Below are 18,085 nucleotides of genomic sequence, written 5' to 3' on the forward strand. Positions count from 1 at the left end.
CGAGTGGCATCGACGAGGGTCTAGAAAGCAGCGCCCTTGCGTTCCGACGGCTTCAACTCGTCGAGAAGCGTGCGGATGACGCCCGCCATGTTCTCGTTCATGTCGCTGCGCCACAGCGCGAAGGCGACATTGGCCTCGACAAAGCCTTCCGGCGATCCGCAATCGAAGGTGCGTCCCTGGTAATGGTAGCCATAGAAGGGCTGCTGCTTCTCCAGCTTCAGCATGGCATCGGTGAGCTGGATCTCGTTGCCGGCGCCCTTTTCCTGACTTTCAAGAATCTTGAATATCTCCGGCTGCAGGATGTAGCGTCCGTTGATGTAGAGATTGGAGGGGGCGGTGCCCGTCTTCGGCTTCTCCACCATCTCGGTGATGCGGAAACCGTGATGCGTATCCTCGCCGCGGCCGACGATGCCATATTTATGGGCCTCGGCCGGGTCGCATTCCTGCACCGCGATTATGTTGTTGCCGGTCTCGGCATAGAGCTCGACCATATCCTTCATGCAGCTTTTTTCCGACTGCATGATCATGTCGGGCAAGAGCAGCGCGAAGGGCTCGTCGCCGACCAGTTCGCGGGCGCACCAGACGGCATGGCCAAGGCCAAGCGGTACCTGCTGGCGGGTGAAGCTGGTCTGCCCCGGCGCGGGCTGCAAGCGCTGCAGGCGAGCGAGCTGGTCGTCCTTGCCGCGCTGGGCGAGCGTGTCGTAGAGCTCGAACTGGACGTCGAAATGATCCTCGATCACCGCCTTGTTGCGGCCGGTCACGAAGATGAAATGCTCGATGCCGGCTTCGCGCGCCTCGTCCACCACATACTGGATGACTGGCCTGTCGACGACGGTCAGCATTTCCTTGGGAATGGCCTTGGTGGCCGGAAGAAACCGTGTGCCGAGGCCGGCGACCGGGAAAACTGCCTTGCGAACTCTCTTCATGCCGCCAATTATCCGCTTGAAAGCCTGTTCGGCAATCCCGCTTCGAGACATTTTCATGCCGGAATCGGGGATTACTGACCGGGTCGATGAAAATTTGCAATTCCTAAAGCATCGAAGCGTCTTTTCGTTCCCAACGGCACCTATGGTAAACTAAATCCTAACCGGGTTCGGCGATGAATGATCTTCCTGTGATGAAAAAGGAGGAAAAGATGTCCGTACGCAATGCAGCAAGGCGCCTGACAAGCGTCGTGGCGGCAGCCGGCCTCTCGCTTGCCTTGCTGATGCCCGCCGGGTCTGCTTTTGCCGACGCCGGTTTCCGCCAATGGGTCGCCAGCTTCCGCGCCACCGCGGTGCAGAATGGCGTTTCTGGCGCTGTCTACGACCAGGCATTCAGGGGCATCAAGGATGCCGACCCGGAGGTGCTGGAGAAAGCGCGCTTTCAGCCCGAGTTCACGGCGCCTGCCTGGGACTATTTCGACAATCGCGTCCATGATCAGTCGATCGCCGTCGGCCAGCAGATGGCCAGGAAGTGGAAGCCGTGGCTGGACAGGATCGAGGCAAAATACGGCGTTGACCGCAACATCCTGCTGGCCATCTGGTCGATGGAATCGAACTATGGCGAAACCCTCAAGCGCGACGACATCATCCGCAGTGTCGTGCGTTCGCTGGCAACGCTTGGCTATGCCGATCCCCGACGTTCGAAATTTGCCCGCACCCAGTTGATCGCGGCCCTGAAGATCCTGCAGAGGGGCGACATCGACGAAAGTCACCTGGTCGGCTCATGGGCGGGCGCCATGGGCCATACCCAGTTCATCCCGACCAGCTACCAGGCCTACGCGGTCGACATGGACGGCAACGGCAAGCGCGACATCTGGAATTCGATCCCCGACGCACTGGCGACGGCCGCCAATCTGCTCAAGAAGAACGGCTGGCAGGCCGGCAAGACCTGGGGTTATGAAGTGATCCTTCCCGAGGGAAAGAAGTTCCCCGGCGGATCGAAATCGCTGTCGCAATGGCAAGCGCTGGGCGTCACGCGTGCCAACGGCAAGCCGTTCAGGAATGGTGCGGACAAGGCCACACTGAAGCTTCCGGGCGGTCGCGGCGGACCGGCTTTCCTGATGATCAAGAATTTCTCGGTCATCAAGCGCTACAACAATGCCGACAAATACGCGATTGCCGTCGGCCTGCTTGCCGATGATATCGCCGGCTACGGCGGGCTTGTTCAGGATTGGAAGCGGCCTTTCACCAAGCTTTCCTTCGAAGAAAGGCAGGAGCTTCAGCAACGGCTTTCCGAGCACGGCTACTATTCGGGCAAGTTCGACGGCAAGATCGGCGACGGATCGAAAGCCGCCATCATGGCCTTCCAGGCGAAGGCCGGCTTGACCCAGGACGGACATCCGAGCATGGAAGTGCTCAAATGGCTCAGACAGAACTAGAGCCGTCTACAGCGCGCGTCCTTCCGGACGCCCAGAGGACACTGTAGCACGTCAATTCGCGCGCATGGCCCCTTCCGAAATCCGATTTCGGGCCATGCGCCCAGGGATGGAGAGGGTGATTGGTTTCGGCTGCGCGCATCCGGGTGATCCTTCGTCGCGTGCCGATCCTCGCTCTGGCCATTGCCGTCCTGGCGGTCACCATCGCCGGCACCTTTCACACGCCGGCCATGGCGCAGGAAGAAAGTCGTGGCTGGTCGCTGCGCGACCTGTTGTTTCCACGCCGATACGACCGGGTGGAGCCGCCGCAGCGGGTCCAACCGCCCCGGCAAATTCAGAGAGCCAGGCCACCCAAGCCAAAAGCAAGAAAGCCTCGTGCGGCTCCCCGGCCGCCGGCCGAGCCGACAACCCCTGTGGTCCAGAAGGCGCCGGACGCCCGCACCGTCCTGGTGGTCGGCGATTTCATTGCCTCCGGCCTTGCCGAAGGCCTGGATGCCGCTTTTGCGGAAAACGCTGGCGTCAGGATCGTCGTTCGCGGCAATGGTTCGTCCGGCCTCGTGCGTGACGACGTCTACAACTGGCCCGAACAGATCAAATCGCTGATCGAGACTGAAAAGCCAGCGGCCGTGATCGTCATGCTGGGTTCCAACGACCGGCAGCAAATGCGCGTCGACGATGTGCGCGAACAGCCGCGATCGGAGAACTGGACCAAGGAGTATGAGCGCCGGACCGACGCGCTCGGCAAGGCCATCGCGTCGACCAAGGTTCCCTATCTGTGGGTGGGCATGCCGGCATTCCGGGTGGCGAAGATGACCTCCGACATGCTGGCTTTCAACGACATCTACCGGTCGGCGGCCGAAGGTCACGGCGGCGAATTCGTCGACGTCTGGGACGGTTTCGTCGACGAGAACGGCGCCTTCGTCATCAGCGGGCCCGACATCAACGGCCAGGCGGTGCGGTTGCGCACCGATGACGGCATCAACGTATCGCGGGCCGGCAAACGCAAGCTCGCCTTCTATGCCGAAAAACCGCTGCTGAAGATCCTGGGGCTGAGCACGCCGGGAGGCGTCACGACCGCCGCCGCGCCGGCCGGCGCTCCCGTCGAGGCACCGGCGCCGGCAGCGGCGCCCATAGCCGTCGATCGAACCGTACCGATGCTGCTCAGCGATCCGGCGCTCGATGGCGGCTCCGAACTTCTCGGCGCAGCCCTTCCGAAAAAGGCTGACAGGCCCGGCGAAAGGCTGGTCGTCGAGGGCAAGGCGCCAGCTGCATCGCCCGGCCGCGCCGACGATTTTTCCTGGCCGCCCAAGGTCCGGCCCGCGACGGCAGCCGCTGGAAACGACACGACAACGGCAATCAATCCTTGATCCGGCGAAAACGCCCTCGGATGGCCGCGGGAGTAGAGTTTCCAAACGGTCTCAACGTGGCAGGACGGTCGATCCCATCAGCGCCTCGTCGATCGCACGCGCCGCCTGGCGGCCCTCACGGATTGCCCAGACGACCAGCGACTGGCCACGGCGCACGTCGCCCGCCGCATAGAGCCTTTCGACGCTGGTCCTGTAATCGCGGTCGTTGGCCTCGACATTCCTGGAACGGCGGCTGTCGGTGGCGATCTTCATCTGCCCGTCCAGTTCCTGCGCCACGCCGGCCGCGGCAGGCCCGGCAAAGCCGATGGCGATGAAGGCCAGATCCGCGCGGATGACGAATTCGGTGCCGGTGATCGGCTTGCGCTTTTCATCGACCTCGCAGCATTTGACGCCGGTCAGCTGGCCGTCCTCGCCGATGAATTCCAGCGTCGCCACCTGGAATTCGCGTTCCGCGCCCTCGGCCTGCGAGGACGAAGTGCGCATCTTCGTCGCCCAATAGGGCCAGACCGCGAGCTTGTCTTCCTTCTCCGGCGGCTGCGGGCGGATGTCGAGCTGGGTGACGCGCACGGCGCCCTGGCGGAAGGCGGTGCCGACGCAGTCGGAGGCGGTGTCGCCGCCGCCGACGACGACGACATGCTGGCCGCCGGCGATGATCGGATGCGACGGCCACGCCACCGACTGGATCGCTTCGCCGCCGACACGCTTGTTCTGCTGCACCAGATAGGGCATCGCGTCATGCACGCCGCCGAGATCGTCGCCGGGAATGCCGGCCGCACGCGGCGTTTCCGAACCGCCGCAATAGAGCACCGCATCATATTCGGCGAGCAATTCCTCCACCTTCTTGTCGACGCCGACATTGACGCCGCAATAAAAGGTCACGCCCTCGCCCTGCATCTGCTCGATGCGCCGGTCGATATAGTGCTTCTCGATCTTGAAGTCGGGGATGCCGTAGCGCATCAGCCCGCCGGGCCGGCTCTCGCGCTCATAGACATGCACGTCATGGCCGGCGCGGCCGAGCTGCTGGGCGCCCGCCATGCCGGCTGGACCGGAGCCGATGACCGCGACGCGTTTTCCCGTCTTCCTCTCCGGCGGGTAGGGCCGGATATGGCCGGTCTCATAGGCCTTGTCGGCGATCGCCTGCTCGACAGTCTTGATGGCGACCGGAATGTCCTCGAGATTCAGCGTGCAGGCTTCCTCGCACGGTGCCGGGCAGATGCGGCCGGTGAATTCCGGGAAATTGTTGGTCGAATGCAGGTTGCGGATCGCATTGTCCCAGTCGCCATTGTAGACGAGGTCGTTCCAGTCCGGGATCTGATTGTGGATCGGACAGCCGGTTGGCCCGTGGCAGAAGGGAATGCCGCAATCCATGCAGCGCGCGGCCTGTTTCTCGACCTCCTTGTCCGACATCGGCAGCGTGAATTCGCGGAAATGCCGGATGCGGTCGGAGGCCGGCTGGTACTTGTGTACCTGCCGGTCGATCTCGAGAAAGCCTGTTACCTTGCCCATGGTCCAGTTCCTGCTGTCCAGATGGTGCGGGTTTCGCCGCACCCGTTAACCTCTTGAGGCAGCCATGGCAACCTTCAGCACGAGGTCAGGATTATTGATGAGACCCGTGCCGGGAAGCCAGGCTTCCCGGCAGTCGCAAAAATCTATTCCGCCGCCACGCCCATGCGCATGCGTTCCATTTCGATCAGCGCGCGGCGGTATTCGACCGGCATGATCTTGCGGAATCTCGGCCGGAAAATCGTCCAGTCGTCGAGGATCTCGCGGCCGCGCACCGAACCCGTGTAGTGCACATGGTTCGAGATCAGCTGGTAGAGCCGTTCCTCGTCATGGCTGGTCATGTCGCCTGACACATCGACGCGACCCTTGTGATCGAGGTCGCCGCCATGATGGAGCAGCCTTTCCATCAGGTCGTCTTCTTCCGGAACCGGCTCCAGCTCGACCATCGCCATGTTGCAGCGCTCGGCGAAATCGCCCGCCTCGTCGAGCACATAAGCGACGCCACCCGACATGCCGGCAGCGAAGTTGCGGCCGGTCTGGCCGATGACGACGACGATGCCGCCGGTCATGTACTCGCAGCCATGGTCGCCGACGCCTTCGACGACGGCGGCCACGCCAGAGTTGCGCACCGCGAACCGCTCACCGGCGACGCCGGCGAAATAGGCCTCGCCCTCGGTCGCTCCATAGAGCACCGTATTGCCGACGATGATGGATTCCGCCGCGACGATCTTGGCCTCTTCCGGAGGACGGATGACGATGCGCCCGCCTGACAGGCCCTTGCCGACATAGTCGTTTGCGGCACCGACAAGTTCAAACGAGATGCCGCGTGCCAGGAAGGCGCCAAAGGACTGCCCGGCCGTGCCGGTGAGCTTGACCGAGATCGTGTCCTCGCGCAGCCCCTTGTGCTTGAAGCGCTTGGCCACTTCGCCCGACAGCATGGCGCCCGTCGAACGGTCGACATTGCGGATGTCGACCTCGATGCTGACGGGTTGCTTGCTTTCGAGCGCCGGCTTGGCCAGTTCGATCAGCTTGCGGTCGAGCACATCGTCGATTGGATGCTTCTGCCGCTCGGTCCAGTGCACCGCGTGATGGGGCGCATCCGGCTTGAAGAACATCTTGCCGAAGTCGAGCCCACGCGCCTTCCAGTGCTGGATCACGTCGCGCTTCTCCAGAAGATCGGTGTCGCCGATGATCTGGTCGAGATGGGTGAAGCCCATTTCGGCGAGCAGCTCGCGCACCTCTTCCGCCACATAGAAGAAGAAGTTGATGACGTGCTCGGGCGAGCCCTTGAAGCGCTTGCGCAGCACCGGGTCCTGCGTCGCGACGCCCACCGGACAGGTGTTGAGGTGGCACTTGCGCATCATGATGCAGCCGGCCGAAATCAGCGGCGCGGTCGAGAAGCCGAACTCGTCGGCGCCAAGCAGGGCGCCGATGATGACGTCGCGGCCGGTGCGCAGGCCGCCATCGACCTGCAGCGCCACGCGCGATCTGAGGCCGTTGAGCACCAGTGTCTGGTGCGTCTCGGCAAGGCCCATTTCCCACGGGCTGCCGGCATGCTTGAGCGAGGTCAGCGGCGAGGCACCGGTGCCGCCATCATAGCCTGATATGGTGATGTGGTCGGCGCGCGCCTTGGCGACGCCGGCCGCGACGGTGCCGACGCCAACTTCGGACACCAGCTTGACCGAGACATCCGCCGCCGGATTGACGTTCTTCAAATCGTAGATGAGCTGCGCCAGATCCTCGATCGAATAGATGTCGTGATGCGGCGGCGGCGAGATCAGGCCGACGCCCGGCGTCGAGTGCCTGACCTTGGCGATGGTGGCATCGACCTTGTGGCCGGGCAGCTGGCCGCCCTCGCCGGGCTTTGCGCCTTGCGCGACCTTGATCTGCATCACGTCTGAGTTGACCAGATATTCCGCCGTCACGCCGAACCGGCCGGAGGCGACCTGCTTGATCGCCGAGCGCTCGGGGTTCTTGCCGCCGCCAGGCAGCGGCAGATAACGGTCGGCCTCTTCGCCGCCCTCGCCGGTGTTCGACTTGCCGCCGATGGCGTTCATGGCGCGCGCCAGTGTCGTGTGCGCCTCCCTGGAGATCGAACCGAACGACATCGCTCCAGTCGAAAACCGCTTGACGATGTCGGTGGCCGGCATGACCTCGTCGAGCGCGACCTTCTTGCGGCCGGTCTCTTCCGCGAGCCTGATCTTGAACAGGCCGCGAATGGTCTGGGCGCGGGCCGTCACGCTGTCGATCTGAGTGGAATACTCCTTGAATGTTTCCCACGAGCCCTGGCGCACGGCGTGCTGCAAGGTGGCGACCGCATCGGGCGACCAGATATGCGCCTCGCCGCGCATGCGAAACATGTATTCGCCGCCGACTTCGAGGCTGTTGCGCAGCACCGGGTCGTTGCCGAAGCCGTCGGAGTGGCGGCTGACCGTCTCTTCCGCGATCTCGTCCAGCCCGACGCCTTCGATCAGCGTCGCGGTGCCGGTGAAATACTGCTGCACGAAATCCGACTTCAGTCCGATGGCGTCGAATATCTGCGCACCGCAATAGGACTGGTAGGTCGAGATGCCCATCTTGGACATCACCTTGAGGATGCCCTTGCCGATCGACTTGATGTAGCGGGAGACGACTTCATAGGCGTCGACCTCTTTCGGCAGTTCGCCGCGCTTGTGCATGTCGAGCAGCGTGTCGAAGGCGAGGTAGGGGTTGATCGCCTCGGCGCCGTAGCCGGCGAGGCAGCAGAAATGATGCACCTCGCGCGGCTCGCCGGATTCCACGACGAGCCCTACCGAGGTGCGCAGCCCCTTGCGTATCAGGTGGTGGTGCACCGCGGCCGTGGCCAGCAGCGCCGGTATGGCAATGCGGTCCGGTCCGAGCTGGCGGTCTGAAAGGATGATGATGTTGTAACCGCCGGCGACCGCCGCCTCGGCGCGCTCGCACAGGCGATCGATGGCGCCTTGCATGCCGGCCGCGCCCTCGTTCGAGCCATAGGTGATGTCGATCGTCTTGGTGTCGAAGCGGTCCTCGGTGTGGCCGATGGAGCGGATCTTCTCGAGATCGCCATTGGTCAGGATCGGCTGGCGCACTTCGAGCCGCTTGCGGCGCGAATTGCCGACGAGGTCGAAGATGTTCGGCCGCGGCCCGATGAAGGAGACCAGGCTCATCACCAATTCCTCGCGGATCGGATCGATCGGCGGGTTGGTGACCTGGGCGAAATTCTGCTTGAAATAGGTGTAGAGCAGCTTCGACTTGTCCGACATCGCCGAAATCGGCGTATCGGTGCCCATCGATCCCACGGCTTCCTGGCCCGTCGTCGCCATCGGCGACATCAAAAGCTTGGTGTCTTCCTGGCTGTAGCCGAAGGCCTGCTGGCGATCGAGCAGCGAGGCATCCTTGCGCAGCGCGCGCGGCTCGACCGGCTTCAAATCTTCCAGGATAAGCTGCGTGTTGGCGAGCCAGCTCTTATAGGGGTGCTTGGTCGCGATCTCCGACTTGATCTCCTCGTCGGAGATGATGCGGCCCTTTTCAAGGTCGATCAAAAGCATGCGGCCGGGCTGCAGCCGCCACTTCTTGACGATCCGCTCCTCCGGCACCGGCAGCACACCGGCCTCGGAAGCCATGATGACGCGGTCGTCGTCGGTGACGATGTAGCGCGCCGGACGAAGCCCGTTACGATCCAGCGTGGCGCCGATCTGGCGGCCATCGGTGAAGACGACCGCCGCCGGCCCGTCCCAGGGCTCCATCAGCGCCGCATGATATTCATAGAAAGCCTTGCGATCGGCGTCCATGAGCTTGTTGCCGGCCCAGGCTTCCGGGATCAGCATCATCATGGCGTGGCTGAGACTGTAGCCGCCCTGGAACAGGAATTCGAGCGCATTGTCGAAGCATGCGGTGTCGGATTGGCCGTCATAGGAGATCGGCCAAAGCTTCGAGATATTGTTGCCGAACAGTTCGGAATCGACGGACGCCTGTCGCGCCGCCATCCAGTTGTTGTTGCCGCGCACGGTATTGATCTCGCCATTGTGGGCGACCATGCGATAGGGATGCGCCAGCTTCCATGACGGGAAAGTGTTGGTCGAGAAGCGCTGGTGGACGAGGATCAGCGCCGTTTCGAAGCGCGGATCGGTGAGGTCCTTGTAGTAGGCCCCGACCTGATAGGCCAGGAACATGCCCTTGTAGACGATGGTGCGCGCCGATAGCGACACGCAGTAGGAACCGATGTCCTTGTTGTCGTTCTCGGCGTAGATGCGGCCTGATATGACCTTGCGCAGCAAATAGAGCCTGGCCTCGTACTCCTCGTCGTCGGTAATGTCTGCAGTGCGGCCGATGAAGACCTGCCGATGAAACGGCTCGGATGCCACGATGCCCGGAGCCTTCGACAGCGACGAATTGTCGACGGGTACGTCACGGAAACCGATCAGCGGAAGCCCCTCGGACTGAGCCGATTCGGCGATGATGTCCTCGATATGGGCGCGAAGTGTTGCGTCCTGCGGCATGAACCAGTGGCCGACGCCGTACTGACCCGCCGGCGGCAGTTCGATGCCCTGGGCTGCCATTTCCTCGCGGAAGACACGGTCGGGAAGCTGCACCAGAACGCCGGCGCCATCGCCGACGAGCGGATCGGCGCCGACGGCGCCGCGATGCGTCAGGTTTTCGAGCACGGCAAGCCCGTCCTTGACGATCTGATGCGACTTGACGCCCTTCATGTTGACGATGAAGCCGACGCCGCAGGCATCATGCTCGTTGCGCGGATGATAAAGGCCCTGGGCAGCGAAACCGGTATCGGTTCGCAGCAGATTTTTGACGGCTGCCGCTTTCGTCTGCGCGGCCTGGCCGTTGATCGCAGATGGCGTCATGTCCGTCATCATCCTGTCCTCCATTCCGCGCCATCAGGGCGCTGGTTTGCGTCGGGAAGCACGTGGCTTCCCCTTCATCCCTGCGGCACGTCTTGCGAAATCCTTGCCGAACCATGCGGCTTTCCGCATGCTTCGCATATGGTATTCGTACTGGCCAGAGCCGGGCCGTCTACCTGTCGCTCGCGGCAATAGCCGGAGAGGCCCAAATGATACGCCAATCCAGCCTGATTTGTGCGACAAAATAAGACAGCACTACTGTCCTAAATTTTTATGACAGAAATCTCATGTGCGCACAAGACCGATTCACAAAAATCTTGGCCGCGTTGCGACACAAAATTTCGTGAGAAGGTTTAGAAACGTAAGCTTCGGTCGCAACCGCTTTTTTTGCTGCCGACTGGCTTTACCGCTTTTTCGACACGTGGCCCTTGCGCGCCGGAGCTCAAAGCGGTCAAGGTCGCGCCCGTTTTGCAACCGATTTACAGGCTTCCCGATGTTCTTTGCATCCGACAACTGGGCGGGCGTCCATCCCGACATCTCGGCCAATTTATCCCGGCATGCCGCGGGCATCGCGACCGCCTATGGCGACGGCGAGCTCGACCGTGCCATCTACCGGCGCTTCAGCGAGATTTTCGAGCGCGAGGTTGCGGTGTTCTTCGTCGCGACCGGCACGGCGGCCAACGCGCTCTCGATGGCCACGTGCAATCGCATTGGCGGCGTCGCCTTCTGCCATTCCGAAGCGCACATGAACGTCGATGAATTCGGGGCGGCGGGCTTCTACACTAGCGGAGCGCGCATGTCGCCCGTAGCAGGGCCATTGGGACGCATCAATCCGCAGGCTCTCGACCGGGCCATCACGCGCTATTCGCAAGACCTCGCCCCTGCCGGCCAGCCGATGGCGGTGACGATCACCCAGGCGACCGAGGTCGGCACCGTCTACACGGTCGATGATGTCAAGGCGATCGCCGAGGTCAGCCGCCGCCATGGCTTGCCTTTGCACATGGACGGCGCGCGCTTCGCCAATGCGATCGCTGCAACGGACATCAGCCCGGCGGAAATGACCTGGAAGAGCGGCGTCGACATCATTTCCTTTGGCGGCACCAAGAACGGCTGCTGGATGGCCGACGCGGTTGTGGTCCTGAACCCCGAGGTCGGGCATGAATTGCGCCTGCTTCGCCAGCGCGCCGGGCAGACCTTCTCCAAGGCGCGCTTCATCTCGGCTCAGTTCGAAGCCTATTTCACCGACGAGCTGTGGCTGAAAATGGCCCGCCACGCCAACGGAATGGCGGCACGGCTGGCCGAGACGATCGAAGATGCGCCGGCAGGCAGGCTGGCCTGGCTGCCGCAGGCCAATGAAGTGTTCGCGATCCTCGACCGTGCCAAGGCCGAAAAGCTGCAAACGGCCGGGGCCAAATTCTACGAATGGGGCGTGCCGGACGGCTTCGATGGTCACCTCGGCGACAATGAAGCGATCCACCGTTTCGTCGCCAGCTTCGCGACCACGACGGAGGAGGTCGACCAAATTGGCCATTTGCTCGCCGGGTAACGAAATTGGCTAGGCCAGGGCTCAGCCCCAGCGCCTGGATATAGGGCACGGCAGGAACCACGAAGACCCCCGTGCCGCCGGTGACAAGGCCGGTGAGGAACCCGATGGCGGGCGACGGACGCCTTGACGATGCCGGCCAGCAGGAAGGTGATGGCGACGGTGTCCGTCAGCGCCAGGGAGAAATCAGACATCGCCCTTCATGATAAGGCAAGGCCTGCCGCGAAAGGGCCAATAACATTGGTTGGGGGTGGCACAAGCACCACGACAAACAAAAAGCGGCGCCTTCCGGCGCCGCTTCTCGGAGACTTTACGCTCAACCGCGATTACGCAGCGGTCTTGGCCTCGATCTGCTTGGCCTTCGCCGAAGACGCGGTGATCGCGATCTTGCGGGGCTTCAGCTCCTCGGGGATGTTGCGCTTGAGATCGACGAAGAGCAGGCCGTTCTTCAGCGTGGCGCCGACGACATCGACGTGGTCGGCAAGCTGGAAGCGGCGCTCGAACGCGCGCGAAGCGATACCGCGATAGAGCAGTTCGGAACCTTCGCCAGTGCCCTCTTCCTTGCGCTCGCCCTTGACGGTCAGCACATTGCGGTGGGCCTCGATCGAGATTTCCTCGTCCGAGAAACCGGCGACAGCCATCGAGATGCGGTAGGAATCCTCACCGGTACGCTCGATGTTATAGGGCGGATAGGTCTGCGCGCCGTCGGGCTGCGCAAGCGAATCGAGCATCGTAAACAGCCGGTCGAAACCGACGGTCGAACGATAAAGCGGGGAAAAATCAACGTGACGCATGGTGTGTTCTCCTGTTGAGCAACATGGTTTGCGTATGGCCGGTGCGAAACCCTTGAGCGGCGTTCCGGATGAGCCAGCGACCCCGACATTGGCGGCCGCATTCGACATTTGGGGAGCAGGCGGAGCCATTTCAAGATTTTGCTTGGCGGTGATGATCCGGCGATCTCAGCCGCCATCTGGATGAACGGCAGATGAACCAGCGCTTCGGCCGGCGTTCAGACATGCGGCGCTAGACTACTTCCAACATCAAGGACAGGCGGCGCCGGATGAGGCGTCGCGACGAGGCCGAACCGGGTGTAACGTCCCTTCCTCCCGGATCGACAGAGGCCGGAAGCCCGCCGCAGGCTGCTTCCGGCCTCATTTCGTTACTCTTCCATCTCCCGCAACGCCTTTGCTTTTGGCGCATGGCCGTCTATCACCATGCCGACGTCTCGGCAGGATCGGGCGAGACAGCAAACAACGAAGCGCCGAATGACGGACCTCTTCCACGAAATTCCGGGCAATCCGATACCGGAAAATGCGGCCGGCGGCTTCTTCGCCGCGCGCGACGGCAAGAAAATCCGCTACGGGCTCTTTGCCGCCACCACCCGCCCGATGAAGGGCACCGTGGTGGTGCTGACCGGGCGCAACGAGTGCATCGAGAAATACTTCGAGACCATCAGCGATCTTACCGGGCGCGGCCTCGGCGTCGCGACCCTCGACTGGCGCGGCCAGGGCGATTCCGACCGGCTGATCGGCGACCGCCAGCGCGGCTATGTCAGGAGCTTCTTCGACTACACCGGCGATCTGGAACAGTTCTTCGAGGAGATCGTGCTGCCCGACTGCCGCGGGCCATACTATATATTGGCCCATTCGGCCGGCGCGGTGATCGCGCTGCTTGCCGCGCCCTCGATGGTGAACCGCGTGCGGCGCATGATGCTGATCGCGCCGTTCCTGACCGTACCCGACCTGCCGGTATCGATAACGACGGTTCGCCGCGTCTGCACGCTGTTCTGTTACCTCGGCCTTGGCCGGCTCTATGCCGCCTGGGGACCGCGACCGAAGGAAACCGCGCCGTTTGCCGCCAACAAGGTGACATCGGATCCCGGGCGGTATCGGCGCAACACCTTTCTCTACGAAGCCTATCCGCAGCTGGCGCTCGGCGGCCCGACGATCCGCTGGCTGAAAGCGGCGGCGGAGGCCTCCGAAATCATCAGCGATCCGGATTTCATGGCCAGGATCCAGGTTCCCTTGCTGGTGATCGCCGCCGGTGCCGACCAGGTCGTCTCGACCAGGGCCGTGGAAGCCTACACAAGACGACTGCGTCTCGGCTCGCTGCTGATGATCGATGGCGCGCGCCATGAAATCCTGCAGGAAGCCGACCTCTACCGCGAGCAGTTCCTTGCCGCCCTCGATGCCTTCATCCCCGGGACCGACGACGCGACTTGATCAGCCCGTATTCAGCGTCCGTCTACGCTTGCCGGGAAAAATCCATGATCCAGTTTGTCTCCCAGGTCTTGCCGCCATCCGGTGAAAAAGCCTGCTCCCAGCGCGCCGATTTTTCGGTGATCCGCGACCAGAGGAAACGAACCCTGATCTTGCGGCCGTCGAAGACGTCGTCGCACAGGAACGTGCCGACACCTGCCTCGAAGGTGCCGCGCATCGGAACGTCGATGGTCAGCGGGTTGCGGCCGTCGATCCACCAGATCGACCATTGCCTGGTAGCCGGATCGAAGGTCCGGACGGTAGCGGCAAGATAGGAGCCGCCTGGCAATTCAATGACATTGTCGTCGACATTGCCGAGACCGCCCAGGATCGGGCGCACATCGCATGTCCCGCCAAACTCGTCCCAGTTGGTGTCGCCCACGAGCCGCGTTTGCAGTCTTCGATGGCTGACGTCCCAGCGGTCGAAGAAGAAATCGAAATCGGCCCGGCCATCGCCGGAACGGCTGGCTACTGATTGCGTCGGCATGTGTGGTCCTCCCTCTGGTGACATCCTTCCATAGCAGAAGGCTACTGACATCCTCCTGTCAGGAAGGGGCTTCCTGGCATTGCGCCCTAGCCGCGCAGCGCCGCCATAGCCGCGGCATGCAGCTCCGGCGTCGCCGCGGCCACGATGTCGCCGCCCTTCTCGGCCGGTCCGCCGTCGAAGGTGGTGACGACGCCGCCGGCCTTTTCGATGATCGGGATCAGCGCGACGATGTCATAGGGTTTCAATCCGGGGTCGGCGACGATGTCGACGCTGCCCGCCGCGACCATGGCGAAAGCGTAGCAGTCGGTGCCGTAGCGGGCGAGCCGAACCTTTGTCTCGAACCGGTCGTAACGCTGGCGCGCCTCGCCCTTGAACAGAGCCGGCGTCGTGGTGAACAGCGTCGCCTCGGCGAGATCAGTCGTCTTACGGGTTTTGAGTTCTCGCGGTCCGCCCGGACCTTCGTAGCGCGAGCCGGAAGCGTTGGCATAGAAAAGCTCGCCGGTGAAGGGTTGCGACATCAGGCCGGCAACGGCATCTCCGTCGACCGTCAGCCCGACCAGTGTTCCCCAGACAGGCAGGCCGGAAATGAAGGCGCGCGTGCCGTCGATCGGATCGATCACCCAGACATGCCTGCTGGATATGTTCTCGCTGCCATGCTCCTCGCCGAGGATGCCGTGGTCGGGATATTCCGCTGATATCAGCGCCCGGATGACCCGCTCGGCCTCGCGGTCGGCCTCGGTGACCGGATCGAAGCCGCCTGCCTCCTTGTTGACGATCGCGCCCTGGCTGCGGAAGCGCGGCAAGGTCTCGGCGGCGGCGGCATGTGCAATGCGACGCATGAAATCGATGCTGATGTCCAACTGATTCTCCCGCGTTGCAGCATGCTGGAACTGTCATTTGCCTGCGGTTCTTCGCCAAGACAAGGGCGTGCGGAGACATTTGCGCGTCGACAACTGTTGCCTCAATGTCACGCAGCCGTCACCGAAATGCAATTTCCACATCAGAGTGATTTAAAACCCTGGGAGATAGCTTGACATTTGTGCAGCGCACAATAGATTTGTACTCGGACAGGTTTTCCTGTCCATGCCCTCCTTGGGCGTTTCCTCCCTAGACTTCGACCGTGTCGTGCGAACGATGCGGTCTTTTTTTCAGGGCGGCATCCAACGGACTGAGCGTCTTTCCCGACCGGCACTCCGGCACTTTTATTTGGTCATTCGGCGGCAAGCGGCAGATCGACGAAATGGTGATCGGGTATCGCCATCAGATCGGCCGAGAACCGCGCCAGATCGTCGGCGAGCGCGTCGAAGCCGGCGGATTTCTGGAACGTCCGCTCGTTCATGTACAGCCCGCGATTGACCTCGATCTGCAGCGCATGGAGATGGCGCGCGGGGCGGCCATAATGCTCGGTGATGAAGCCTCCGGCATAGGGCTTGTTGTGGGCGACGGTATAACCCATGCCGATGAGCAGGCCGATCGCCGTCTCGGTCAACGCCGCCGAGGCGGAGATGCCGAAACGATCGCCGACGATGAAATCCGGCCGCAGCCCGCTGTCGCCGACCCGGATGCTCGCCGGCATCGAGTGGCAATCTATCAGTACGGCATAGCCGAACCGCGCATGGGTCCTGGTCAACAGCCGTTTCAGCGTCTCGTGATAGGGCTTGTAGACAGCCTCGATGCGCGCGATCGCCTCCGCCAGCGGCAAGCGGCCGGCATAGATGTCGAGCCCCTCTCCCACCAGTTTGGGCACGGTGCCGAGCCCGCCGGCCACCCGCGCCGAGCGGATGTTGCAGAAGGACGGCACCGGTTCGGCGAACATGCGCGGATCGAGTTCCCACGGCTCGCGGTTGACGTCGAGATAGGCGCGCGGGAAGTTTGCCGCCAGCATCGGCGCGCCGAGCGCGACGGCGCCGCCGAACAATTCCTCGACATAGCAATCCTCAGACCGGCGGATGGCGTTTCGGTCCAGCCTTGCCATGGCCATGAACCGGTCCGGATAGTAGCGGCCGCTATGTGGCGAGTTGAAGAGGAAGGGAACGCGCTGCTCGGCGCCCAATCGGATTTCGAAGGGTGGAACGACCGAAAAATCCTCGGCTGCCGTTTTCAATTTGAACGAACCCGGAAACACCAATGCATCATCATTGGAAAGTGCCATCTCGCTGGGCGCATGTCCAGCATTTCGGCAGCCGGACCGCCTTGTTAAATGCGGATCGCATCTGTCTTCGTTCACTTGATGTTTACCGTCACATCCTCATATACAGGATGGTTAACGGGCTTGCCCCACGGCAGTCTCGGGCGGGTGATTCGGACGGGTTACAATGGCACGCATTCTTCTGGCGGAAGACGACGACGATATGCGCCGGTTCCTCGTCAAGGCTTTGGAGCGCGCCGGCTATCAGGTCAGCGATTTCGACAATGGTGCCAGCGCCTATGAGCGGCTGCGCGAAGAGCCTTTCTCGCTGCTCCTGACCGATATCGTCATGCCGGAGATGGACGGCATAGAACTCGCCCGCCGCGCCACCGAGATCGATCCCGACCTCAAGGTGATGTTCATCACCGGCTTCGCGGCTGTTGCGCTCAATCCCGATTCCAAGGCGCCGAAAGACGCCAAGGTGCTGTCGAAGCCGTTCCACCTGCGCGACCTCGTCAACGAGGTCGAAAAGATGCTGCAGGCAGCCTGACGCGCCTTCCGCAGGCTTTCGATGCGACCTAACCGATGCGACGAAGCCAGCCTTTGTTTCCCTTTTCCCGCTATTGACGCGATGAACCAAAAATGGTGTATGCGCGGCTTCGGATGGGCGTGTAGCTCAGCGGGAGAGCACTGCATTGACATTGCAGGGGTCACAGGTTCAATCCCTGTCACGCCCACCATCCAGCCTTCATTGCACCGTCTGTTGCGGTTGCCTTTCGGCTTGGACGAGGCTGCCGGTCTATCTTCTCCAGAACCTCCATCCGGTTTTTTTGCGCGCCCGGTTTCCCATCGGATTGAGCGCTGCCGGAAAGCTGTTCCGGTCGCCGGCCTCGGCGAGAAACCGCCGCCGCCAATCATCGTTTTGCGCGTTGCGCTGTTGCTGCATGTCAACCTGTGCCGTCGCAGGCACGGGAGCTTCAAGACCCAGAAGTCTGCCCATGCGCTGGCAGGCGCTGTCGAAATCATCGTGGATGTCTTCGTAGAAGATATGCAGCGGTTCGATGCCGCTTCTGGCGAAATAGGCTGACCAGCGCCCGTTGCCGGCAATGATCTTGGCAAGCGCGGCCTCTATCCCCTCCACCGTGTATTCGGCGTCCTTCACGGCATGCTCGCCGCTGGTCCACGCCCCGTCCTGCATGGCCTTGGCCAGCGAGATGGCCTGGCCGAGCAGGTCGCGTCTTTCAAGAAGCACCCATACCGGATCGGGAAACCATTCCGTGAGACGGATATCCTTTTGCAGCCTGTCGAAATGTTCGGGAAACAGCTTGAAGGCGACGACGCCATTTTCGCTTTTGCCCTTGCTGGCCGCCAGCAGACAGCGATCCACCGTCGTCACCTCGGGGGCATCCCAATGATGGAAATACTCGCCCGGATTGCCCAGCACGCCGGTGCTGCAAACCTTGTTGCAAAGAAGATTGCTGCCACTTCGCGGCGTGCTCGCAATGATAAGCGTCTTGCTAGGTCGTTCCCAGCTTTCAGGCGGGCTGATCGGCATGTCTGGCAGATAATCCCGGGAGAATGGCG

At 62.5% G+C, this 18,085-nt stretch carries 13 protein-coding genes, 1 tRNA gene and 1 pseudogene; 6 read left to right on the plus strand and 9 right to left on the minus strand.

Annotation, left to right across the window (positions count from 1 at the left end):
- Positions 1-20 precede the first annotated feature (20 nt).
- Complete coding sequence (galU, locus tag MESS4_RS28690) at positions 21-926, minus strand: UTP--glucose-1-phosphate uridylyltransferase GalU (protein WP_006338932.1); 906 nt, start codon at positions 924-926, stop codon at positions 21-23.
- Between the two features lie 209 nt (positions 927-1,135).
- On the opposite strand from galU, the gene MESS4_RS28695 reads away from it, so the two are divergent.
- Together MESS4_RS28695 and MESS4_RS28700 are read left to right on the plus strand one after the other, a co-directional pair.
- Positions 1,136-2,362, plus strand: coding sequence for a lytic murein transglycosylase (locus MESS4_RS28695; RefSeq protein ID WP_006338936.1), 1,227 nt, complete (start codon positions 1,136-1,138; stop codon positions 2,360-2,362).
- Positions 2,363-2,481: 119 nt separating this feature from the next.
- Positions 2,482-3,726 carry a DUF459 domain-containing protein gene (locus tag MESS4_RS28700; protein ID WP_006338938.1) on the plus strand — a complete coding sequence of 415 codons (1,245 nt, stop codon included), beginning with the start codon at positions 2,482-2,484 and terminating at the stop codon, positions 3,724-3,726.
- Positions 3,727-3,777: 51 nt separating this feature from the next.
- Here MESS4_RS28700 and MESS4_RS28705 read toward each other — a convergent pair whose 3' ends face one another.
- On the minus strand, positions 3,778-5,232 hold the full coding sequence (locus MESS4_RS28705) for a glutamate synthase subunit beta (protein ID WP_006338939.1): 1,455 nt from the start codon (positions 5,230-5,232) through the stop codon (positions 3,778-3,780).
- Positions 5,233-5,375: 143 nt separating this feature from the next.
- Complete coding sequence (gene gltB / locus MESS4_RS28710) at positions 5,376-10,097, minus strand: glutamate synthase large subunit (protein ID WP_036242475.1); 4,722 nt, start codon at positions 10,095-10,097, stop codon at positions 5,376-5,378.
- Positions 10,098-10,578: 481 nt separating this feature from the next.
- On the opposite strand from gltB, the gene MESS4_RS28715 reads away from it, so the two are divergent.
- Complete coding sequence (locus MESS4_RS28715; protein ID WP_006338941.1) at positions 10,579-11,631, plus strand: low specificity L-threonine aldolase; 1,053 nt, start codon at positions 10,579-10,581, stop codon at positions 11,629-11,631.
- A 19-nt stretch (positions 11,632-11,650) separates the two neighbouring features.
- Here the strand turns inward: MESS4_RS28715 and MESS4_RS34855 are convergent.
- Both MESS4_RS34855 and MESS4_RS28720 read right to left on the minus strand, forming a co-directional pair.
- Positions 11,651-11,752 (minus strand): annotated as a pseudogene (locus tag MESS4_RS34855) (sulfite exporter TauE/SafE family protein); the annotation flags it as partial.
- A gap of 202 nt (positions 11,753-11,954) precedes the next feature.
- Positions 11,955-12,422 (minus strand): Hsp20 family protein, encoded by a 468-nt coding sequence (locus MESS4_RS28720; RefSeq protein ID WP_006338942.1) that lies wholly within the window; start codon positions 12,420-12,422, stop codon positions 11,955-11,957.
- A gap of 471 nt (positions 12,423-12,893) precedes the next feature.
- Between MESS4_RS28720 and MESS4_RS28725 the strand changes: the two genes are divergently transcribed.
- Positions 12,894-13,850: an alpha/beta hydrolase gene (locus MESS4_RS28725; RefSeq protein ID WP_006338943.1), complete on the plus strand. Its 957-nt coding sequence runs from the start codon at positions 12,894-12,896 to the stop codon at positions 13,848-13,850.
- Between the two features lie 22 nt (positions 13,851-13,872).
- On the opposite strand, the gene MESS4_RS28730 is transcribed toward MESS4_RS28725, so the two are convergent.
- The 3 genes from MESS4_RS28730 to MESS4_RS28740 form a co-directional block, all read right to left on the minus strand.
- Positions 13,873-14,373: a hypothetical protein gene (locus MESS4_RS28730; RefSeq protein ID WP_006338944.1), complete on the minus strand. Its 501-nt coding sequence runs from the start codon at positions 14,371-14,373 to the stop codon at positions 13,873-13,875.
- Between the two features lie 86 nt (positions 14,374-14,459).
- Positions 14,460-15,233: a histidinol-phosphatase gene (gene hisN, locus MESS4_RS28735; protein ID WP_006338945.1), complete on the minus strand. Its 774-nt coding sequence runs from the start codon at positions 15,231-15,233 to the stop codon at positions 14,460-14,462.
- 350 nt (positions 15,234-15,583) lie between these two features.
- Positions 15,584-16,525 carry an N-formylglutamate amidohydrolase gene (locus MESS4_RS28740; RefSeq protein ID WP_006338946.1) on the minus strand — a complete coding sequence of 314 codons (942 nt, stop codon included), beginning with the start codon at positions 16,523-16,525 and terminating at the stop codon, positions 15,584-15,586.
- Positions 16,526-16,688: 163 nt separating this feature from the next.
- On the opposite strand from MESS4_RS28740, the gene MESS4_RS28745 reads away from it, so the two are divergent.
- Both MESS4_RS28745 and MESS4_RS28750 read left to right on the plus strand, forming a co-directional pair.
- Positions 16,689-17,051, plus strand: a complete 363-nt coding sequence (locus MESS4_RS28745) for a response regulator (protein ID WP_006199474.1) — start codon at positions 16,689-16,691, stop codon at positions 17,049-17,051.
- Positions 17,052-17,166: 115 nt separating this feature from the next.
- Positions 17,167-17,241 (plus strand) — tRNA-Val (locus MESS4_RS28750).
- A 59-nt stretch (positions 17,242-17,300) separates the two neighbouring features.
- Here MESS4_RS28750 and MESS4_RS34155 read toward each other — a convergent pair.
- Positions 17,301-18,056 (minus strand): Stf0 family sulfotransferase, encoded by a 756-nt coding sequence (locus tag MESS4_RS34155; protein WP_006338947.1) that lies wholly within the window; start codon positions 18,054-18,056, stop codon positions 17,301-17,303.
- Positions 18,057-18,085: the final 29 nt, after the last annotated feature.

Origin of the sequence: Mesorhizobium sp. STM 4661 (assembly GCF_000359125.1) — a bacterium.
Taxonomy (GTDB): Bacteria; Pseudomonadota; Alphaproteobacteria; order Rhizobiales; family Rhizobiaceae; genus Mesorhizobium.